The sequence below is a fragment of the Geomonas terrae genome, assembly GCF_004791675.1.
Taxonomy (GTDB): Bacteria; Desulfobacterota; Desulfuromonadia; order Geobacterales; family Geobacteraceae; genus Geomonas; species Geomonas edaphica.
Genome location: NZ_SRSC01000007.1, coordinates 60,861 through 68,432 on the forward strand (window position 1 = coordinate 60,861; position 7,572 = coordinate 68,432).

The 7,572-nt window shown below is 59.3% G+C and carries 6 protein-coding genes; all 6 read left to right on the forward strand.

The window, feature by feature from the left end; genetic code table 11:
• Window positions 1–42: 42 nt before the first annotated feature.
• Window positions 43–417, forward strand: coding sequence for a PilZ domain-containing protein (locus E4633_RS20360; protein ID WP_135873193.1), 375 nt, complete (start codon window positions 43–45; stop codon window positions 415–417).
• Window positions 410–1,207, forward strand: a complete 798-nt coding sequence (locus E4633_RS20365) for an HD domain-containing protein (protein ID WP_135873195.1) — start codon at window positions 410–412, stop codon at window positions 1,205–1,207. The genes E4633_RS20360 and E4633_RS20365 overlap by 8 nt, the downstream gene beginning before the upstream one ends.
• A gap of 8 nt (window positions 1,208–1,215) precedes the next feature.
• The gene (gene cas6, locus E4633_RS20370) at window positions 1,216–2,091 is read left to right on the forward strand and encodes a CRISPR system precrRNA processing endoribonuclease RAMP protein Cas6 (RefSeq protein ID WP_135873197.1); all 876 of its coding nucleotides are present in this window, start codon (window positions 1,216–1,218) and stop codon (window positions 2,089–2,091) included.
• A 149-nt stretch (window positions 2,092–2,240) separates the two neighbouring features.
• A complete protein-coding gene (gene ftsH, locus E4633_RS20375) occupies window positions 2,241–4,094 on the forward strand; it encodes an ATP-dependent zinc metalloprotease FtsH (protein ID WP_135873199.1) in 1,854 nt (617 codons plus the stop codon).
• Window positions 4,095–4,434: 340 nt separating this feature from the next.
• Window positions 4,435–5,922 carry a 4-alpha-glucanotransferase gene (gene malQ / locus E4633_RS20380; protein WP_135873201.1) on the forward strand — a complete coding sequence of 496 codons (1,488 nt, stop codon included), beginning with the start codon at window positions 4,435–4,437 and terminating at the stop codon, window positions 5,920–5,922.
• A gap of 109 nt (window positions 5,923–6,031) precedes the next feature.
• Entirely contained in the window at window positions 6,032–7,318 is a 1,287-nt protein-coding gene (locus E4633_RS20385; RefSeq protein WP_135873203.1) for a homocysteine synthase, read from the forward strand.
• Window positions 7,319–7,572: the final 254 nt, after the last annotated feature.

Below are 7,572 nucleotides of genomic sequence, written 5' to 3' on the forward strand. Positions count from 1 at the left end.
ACGTGCCCCCTTTTTCCGCCGGCTGTCCGAAAGGGGAACATGATGAACGACAGGCGTAACTTCTCGCGGGTTGATTTCAGGGTTTCTGCGCTGTTGCAGGCGGAAGGCGTGGCCATAAAGGGCGATGTGACCGACATCAGCCTACACGGCCTTTATATGGAGACCGAGGAACAGATTCCGGTCGGTTCTCCAGTTGAGGTCACCATCTATCTATCCTCGGCCGCCGAGCCGATCGTCATCAACGTGAAGGGGACGGTTGCCCGCCTCGTTCCCGGCGGCATCGGCTGTGCCTTCGATAAGATGGACGTCGAATCCTTTGCCCACCTGCGCAGCATCATCTCCTACCAGGGTGGGGACGAATCGAAGGTCATGGCGGAGTTCTCGGAGTACGTCGTCAAGAAGATGCACGATGAATGATGAAGTGGCACTTCCGGACCTCTCGCCACTGCGCGACTGGTTCACCTCCTACTGCGACTCCTTTCGCACCGACGATCCGGCGGTGCAGCGTAACTACGACCTGAAACAGCAGCACACCAGCAACGTCTGCCGCGATGCGCTCATCGTGGCGCAAGGGATGCCCCAGCGTTTCCTGGTTCTTGCCGAAGTGGCCGCCCTGTGCCACGACCTAGGGCGCTTCCCGCAGTACCGTGACTACGGCACCTTCAAGGACAGCGAATCGCTGAACCACGCCCACCTCTCCGCGCAGATCATGACGCGGCACGCACCGCTGCATTTCCTTTCCGGTGAAGAGTTCTCCCGCGTCGATACCGCGGTACGCATGCACAACGCCTTTCATGTCCCAACGGGGCTTCATCCCGAGACCGACGCCCTGCTGAGGCTTCTGCGTGACGCCGACAAGCTTGATATCTGGGGCATCTTCGAGGGATATTTCGACGCCCCCGAATCGGAGCGCGCCTCGGCAGCGGGACTCGGCTTTCCCGATCTGCCAGGCTGCTCCCCCGAACCGCTTGCCGCCGTCGCCGCCGGGCGCATGGTCCATCTCTCAACCCTGAAGAGTCTCAACGATTTCAAGCTGCTGCAGGTCTCCTGGATCTACGACATCAACTACCTGAAGGCGCTGCGGCTGATCAGGGAGCGCGGCATCCTGGACCGCTTTGCCGCCATGCTCCCGGATGAACGTCCGGTCCGTGAGGTCCTGGCGCAGGTGCGGGAACATCTCGAGCGCAGGCTCGTGACGGAAGGGTAGGGGCACGCTTGGAACTGCACTACGCGAGACTCTGGTTCAGCTTCGCCCTCAGGGACGACGTCTCCGATCCCTACGCCTTTTTCGTCGGCCGTACCGAGTTTGAAGACGCCTTCCGCAGGGCCCTCTCCTGCAAAAGGGGCGACTGTCAGGGGTGTACCGCCCTTGCGCGCTGCGCCTTCCCGGCCACCTTCGGCCAGCAGATAGCGAAGGACCCGGAGGCGGTGCGACGCCATCAGAAGCCGCCGCTTCCTTTCATCTTCCGGTTTCCCGTTTTGCCACCCCTCCCCAATGCGGGTGCTGCCTGCGAGCTGACCCTGACGCTTGTGGGGAGTGCGGTGCAGCATTTTGCCGTCTACCTTGCCGCGGTGCGCTTTCTCATCGAGGCCAGACGCGGGACCGTGACCGCGGTGCAAGCCGAGTCTCCGGGCGGGGCGCGAAGCGTGGTCGCGGGGCAGGATCACCCCGAACTGCCGCTACTTGGCTCGCTCGACCCGGACATGGCCGGGCCGCTGTCGACCGAGACGCTCTCCCTTCGCTTCCTGACGCCGCTAAAGCTAGTTCAGGACGGCCGTCTGCTAAAAAACTACACCTTCGCGCATCTCGCCCGCTCGCTCATGCGCAGGATCTCCTCCCTTGCCTATCACTACGAGGGGGCCGAGCCCGATCTCGACTACCGGTGGCTTTCCCGGTGCAGCGAAGACGTCCGCACCCTTGCGTCTGACTGCCGCTTCGTCTCGTGGAACGGCCGTCCCGCCGGTATCGTTGGGGTGTCGCGGTTTCAGGGCGACCTCGAGCCCTTCCATCTTCTCCTGCAGCTTGGCGTTGCCACCCACCTCGGCAAAGGGGCCCCGTTCGGCTTCGGCAGCTACCGCCTGGAGCACTGAGCCGGCAACGCCCGGCATGTTCCACCCCCGTCACACACCCCCCTTCCTCCTTTCGCCACACCACGCTAAAAGATTAAAAACTTGTAATGCTTGTTGTCTTGGCTAGAATACCCTGGTGCCGTTTTACCCCCTGAGTACAGGAGCCGGTCATGGCCCAGTCCTTTTGGAGACCGCTGCTGATCACCGCACTGTTCGTGCTCTTGCTTGACCTCTTTTACGGGGCGATGGTGAAGCAGACGGCAGAGCGCGGGGTCGAGATCACCTACAGCAGGTTCAGGCAGGAACTCTCCGCCAACAACGTGAAGAACCTCACCCTCAGGGGGAGGAGCGCGAAGGGACAGTTCCGTACTCCCATCTCGGTCCCGGCTACCGCGGTCGAGGAAAAGGGGAAGATGGTCAGTGCCGCGGCCTTCAGTACCACCCTCCCTTCAATGGAGGACCCGAGCCTGCTGCCCGAGCTTAGCGCGCGGCGGGTCGACGTGAACGTCGTATCTACCGAAAGTTCCGCCTTCGGTTCCATAGTTCTATACCTGCTCCCCTGGGCGATCATCATCGGGGTCTGGCTTTTCGTCATGAGGGGGATGCGGAAACAGGGGCCTACCGGCATGATGGGAGGCTTCGCCCGCTCCGGAGCGAAGGCTTACACCTCGGAGCGTATCGACGTGACCTTCGCCGACGTGGCCGGCATGGAGGAGGCGAAGCAGGAGTTGCGCGAGGTGGTCGAGTACCTGAAGGACCCAAGGAAGTTCCAGCAGATCGGCGGGAAGGTGCCCAAGGGGGTGCTGCTCGTCGGGCCTCCGGGGACGGGGAAGACCCTGCTCGCAAGGGCGGTGGCGGGGGAGGCGGGGGTCCCCTTCTTCTCCATATCCGCTTCGGCTTTCATCGAGATGTTCGTAGGCGTCGGAGCGAGCCGCGTGCGCGACCTCTTCGCAGGTGCACGAAAGATGCTCCCGAGCATCATCTTCATCGACGAGCTGGACGCGGTGGGCAGAAGCCGCGGCGCAGGCTTCGGCGGCGGGCACGACGAACGGGAACAGACCCTGAACCAGCTTTTGTCGGAGATGGACGGTTTCGACCCGCACACCGAGGTCGTGGTCATCGCCGCCACCAACCGCCCCGACGTCCTCGACCCGGCCCTGCTGCGTCCCGGACGCTTCGATCGCAACGTGGTGATCGAGCGTCCGGACTGGCGCGACCGGGAGAAGATCCTGAAGGTGCACACCCGGAAGGTGCCTCTCACCCCGGACGTTGATCTCGCCATTATCGCGAAGGGGACCCCAGGTATGACAGGCGCCGACCTGGAGGGGCTCGTCAACGAGGCAGCCATTCTGGCCGCGAGGGACAACAAACAGGTTGTCGGGCTCGAGGAGCTTGAGCGCGCGAAGGACAAGATCCTCATGGGCGGGGAACGGCGCATGGTCATCTCCGATGAGGAAAAAAGGATCACCGCGTACCACGAGGCAGGGCATGCCCTCGTTGCCAGGCTGCTGCCGAGTACGGATCCGGTGCACAAGGTGACCATTCTGCCCAGAGGGCGGGCACTTGGCGTCACCCAACAACTCCCCGATGATGACCGTTACCACTACCCGCGCGCATATCTGGTGAACCGGCTCTGCGTCGCCTTGGGGGGAAGGGTCGCCGAACGCATCGTTTTTCACGACGTATCATCAGGAGCGCAGAGCGATCTGAAGCACGTGACCGAGCTTGCCGAAAAGATGGTCTGCCAATGGGGGATGAGCGAGAAGATCGGGGCGATGACCTTCCCGCGCGGGGAGGAGCATCCGTTTTTGGGGATGAAGCTGGCCGAGGAAAAGACCTTCTCCGAAGAGATGGCCTGGCTTATCGATCAGGAGATCGCGGCATTGATTCGTGCCGCTGAAGGGAAGTCGATGGAGCTTGTAACGGCAAATCGCAGCAAACTAGACGCGCTGGCGCTGGCCCTTTTGGACGAGGAGACCCTCGATGGCCGACGCGTGGACGAGATTCTCGCAGCAGATGCATGAAGCGGAGCCGCCGAAACCGGCCTTCACACACACCGCCACTTGCTCAATAGATGATGATGTAACCTTTCCTTGTAGCAATCCCGGTGATCTCGAGTGTGTCCTTGATCCGGAAAGTCTCGCCATCCAAGGTGAAGATGTACCCGTCACCATCAGGTACAGCCAGCTCCATCAAAGATTCGAACGATGCAGTCTTTATAGTTTCCATGGCCGGCACTATATCATGTGTTGAAAGTGCGGTAAAGGCTTTGAAGCATTGCATTGCAGGTGAATTGTGTCATAGTAGTGTCTGCTCAAATTCCAGAAGGATTCTGAGCGTTTATTCAATGCAATGGAGGTGTGGATGGCGAGGAAGAGAAAAAGCGGGATACTGTTGCACCCGACGTCTTTGCCTGGGCCGGGCGGCATAGGCTCTTTCGGTGACGAAGCAAAAAGGTTCGTTGATTTTCTACACAAATCAGGACAGTCCCTGTGGCAGATCCTTCCCCTTGGTCCTACCGCGTACGGCAACTCTCCATATTCGTGCTACTCGGCCTTTGCCGGAAATCCTCTGCTCATAAACCTGGAAGCCCTTGAGGGCGAGGGTGACCTGCTTCCCGGGGAGGCCAGGCCGGAACTCGATTCGACCCGCGTCGATTACGGGGCGGCAGAACTGTACAAGTCGGCAAGGCTCAAGGAGGCAGCGGCCCGCTTCTTTGCCGAGGCGCCGCAAAAACGCAAAGAGGAGTTCTGGCAATTCTGCGATACGACCTTCTGGCTGCACGACTACGCACTTTTCATGGCGCTGAAAGAACAGTTCAAAGAGGTGAGCTGGAAGGATTGGCCTGATGCACTGGCAAAGCGGGAGCCGGAAGCCCTTTCCACTTGGAGCGAGAAGCTCGGGAGTGCCATAGGCGAGCAGAAATACCAGCAATGGCAATTCGCGCGCCAGTGGAAGCAGCTCAAAACGTACGCCAATGTGCTCGGCATATCCATCGTGGGGGATCTCCCCATCTTCGTCGCCTACGATTCAGCCGATGTCTGGGCCAATCCGCACCTCTTCCACCTGGATGAGAAAGGAATTCCCATCGTCGTTGCCGGTGTACCGCCTGACTACTTCAGCAAGACCGGCCAACTATGGGGTAACCCGCTCTACAACTGGGACCGTATGGCCCAGGAGGGATTCGGCTGGTGGATCGCACGTCTGCGTAACGACCTCTCACTGTACGACATGGTGCGCATCGACCACTTCCGCGGTTTCGAGGCCTTCTGGGAGGTCCCGATGTGGGAGAAGACTGCAATCAACGGCCGTTGGGTCAAGGGGCCGGGCGAGGCGCTCTTCCATGCCCTGAGAAACGCGCTGGGGAACCTCCCCATCATCGCGGAAGACCTAGGCATCATAACGCCGGAAGTGGAGGCGTTGCGCGACCAGTTCGGTTTCCCGGGGATGAAGATACTGCAGTTCGCCTTCGGTTCCGGCCCGGAAAACCCGTATCTGCCGCACAACCACGTTCGCTCATGTGTCGTCTACACCGGCACCCATGACAACGACACCACCATGGGGTGGTTTCAATCGTTGAAGGGGAAGGAGCAGAAGAACGTGCTGGCCTACTTCGATCGGGACGGCGCCGACATCGTGTGGCACATGGTGCGCTGTGCGCTCGCTTCCGTGGCCGATTACGCCATTATCCCGATGCAGGACCTGCACGAGCTGCCGAGTACCGGGAGGATGAACGTGCCGGGTGTCGCGGGAGGCAACTGGAGTTGGAGGTGCCCGGCGGATGCCTTCACCGGAAAGCTTGCTTCGAAGCTCTCGCGGGCCACCGAGCTATATGGACGGCTACCAGACTAAAATGGTGGAGTTTTAATTCCAAAATTATTGACAGAGAGGGTGAAGTTTCGTTATAGAGAAAACACTCTATATTCTTTACGAAACAGCTTCAGAAAGGACGGGAGACATTATGTCAGAAAAAGAATTCGGATTTGACACCCTTGCGCTTCATGCCGGCCAGACTGTAGATCCCACCACCCTGTCCCGCGCCGTACCGATCTATCAGACCTCTTCGTACGTGTTCAAAAGTTCCGAGCATGCGGCCAATCTTTTCGGGCTGAAGGAATTCGGCAACATCTACACCCGTCTGATGAACCCGACGACCGACGTGCTCGAAAAAAGGGTGGCGGAACTGGATGGCGGTGTCGCAGCGCTTGCCGTAGCATCCGGTCAGGCTGCCACCACGTACGCAGTGCTGAACATAGCGAGCGCGGGGCAGAATATAATCTCTACCAGTTATCTCTATGGCGGGACCTACAACCTTTTCCACTACACCCTGCCTAAACTCGGCATCACCGTAAAGTTCGTCGACTCGTCGGATCCGGAGAACGTCCGCAAAGCCATCGATGAGAACACCCGCCTTGTTTACAGCGAAGCGATCGGGAACCCTAAGAACAACGTGGATGACTTCGAGGCAATCGCCAAGGTTGCCCATGATGCAGGGATTCCTTACATCGTGGACAACACGGCAGCGACCCCGTATGTGTTCAAGCCGCTGCAGCACGGTGCAGACATAGTCGTTTATTCGCTGACGAAATTCATGGGTGGCCACGGCACGAGTATCGGCGGTTGTGTCGTCGATGGCGGTACCTTCCCGTGGAACAACGGCAAGTTTCCGGAGTTCACTGAGCCTGATCCCTCCTACCACGGTCTCAAATTTTGGGATGCACTGGGGAACATCTCCTACATCATCAAGATGAGGGTCGAGCTGCTGCGTGACATGGGCGCATGCCTTTCGCCGTTCAACGCCTTCCAGATCCTGCAAGGGCTTGAGACACTGCACGTCAGAATGGCGCGTCACGTAGAGAATGCCCAGAAGGTAGCCGAGTGGCTTGAGCAGAATCCGCTGGTGAGCTGGGTCAACTACCCCGGGTTGCCGAGCCACAAAGATCACGTGAACGCGAAGAAGTATCTGCCCAATGGCACGGGAGCCATCATAGGCTTCGGTATCAAGGGTGGTCTGGAAGCAGGCATGAAGTTCATCGACAATGTGAAGCTTCTGTCCCATCTAGCCAATATAGGCGATGCCAAGAGTCTCGTCATACACCCGGCGTCCACCACGCACCAGCAATTGAGCCCGGCCGAGCAGTTGGCGACAGGAGTAAGCCCCGACTTCATCAGGCTTTCCATCGGCATAGAAGACGTGAAAGACATAATCGCTGACCTGGACCAGGCCCTCAAAGCAGCCCAAGCCTAGATACGCGGATAACAGTACTAATAGCAGTAAAGCTAAGGGCGATGCGCAAGCATCGCCCTTGGTCGTTCAGGCAACTGTCAGTCCACAAGGTCAAAGCGCTCTTGCAATTGTCACAGCTTATGCCTGTTGAGAAAAAACTAACAACAAACCCGTTGACGGGGAGGGGGGCATTTGTTATAACCACCCTCCGCTGACGCACGAGACACTTTCGAGTCAGCGGCCAACAAAAAAAGCATTGACAGCCGAAACGGCCT

Excerpts from the sequence above, each read along its gene's own strand:
- E4633_RS20360 (WP_135873193.1), top strand. The coding sequence starts at position 43 with ATGAACGACAGGCGTAACTTCTCGCGGGTTGATTTCAGGGTTTCTGCG.
- E4633_RS20365 (WP_135873195.1), top strand. The coding sequence starts at position 410 with ATGAATGATGAAGTGGCACTTCCGGACCTCTCGCCACTGCGCGACTGG.
- ftsH (WP_135873199.1), top strand. The coding sequence starts at position 2,241 with ATGGCCCAGTCCTTTTGGAGACCGCTGCTGATCACCGCACTGTTCGTG.
- malQ (WP_135873201.1), top strand. The coding sequence starts at position 4,435 with ATGGCGAGGAAGAGAAAAAGCGGGATACTGTTGCACCCGACGTCTTTG.
- E4633_RS20385 (WP_135873203.1), top strand. The coding sequence starts at position 6,032 with ATGTCAGAAAAAGAATTCGGATTTGACACCCTTGCGCTTCATGCCGGC.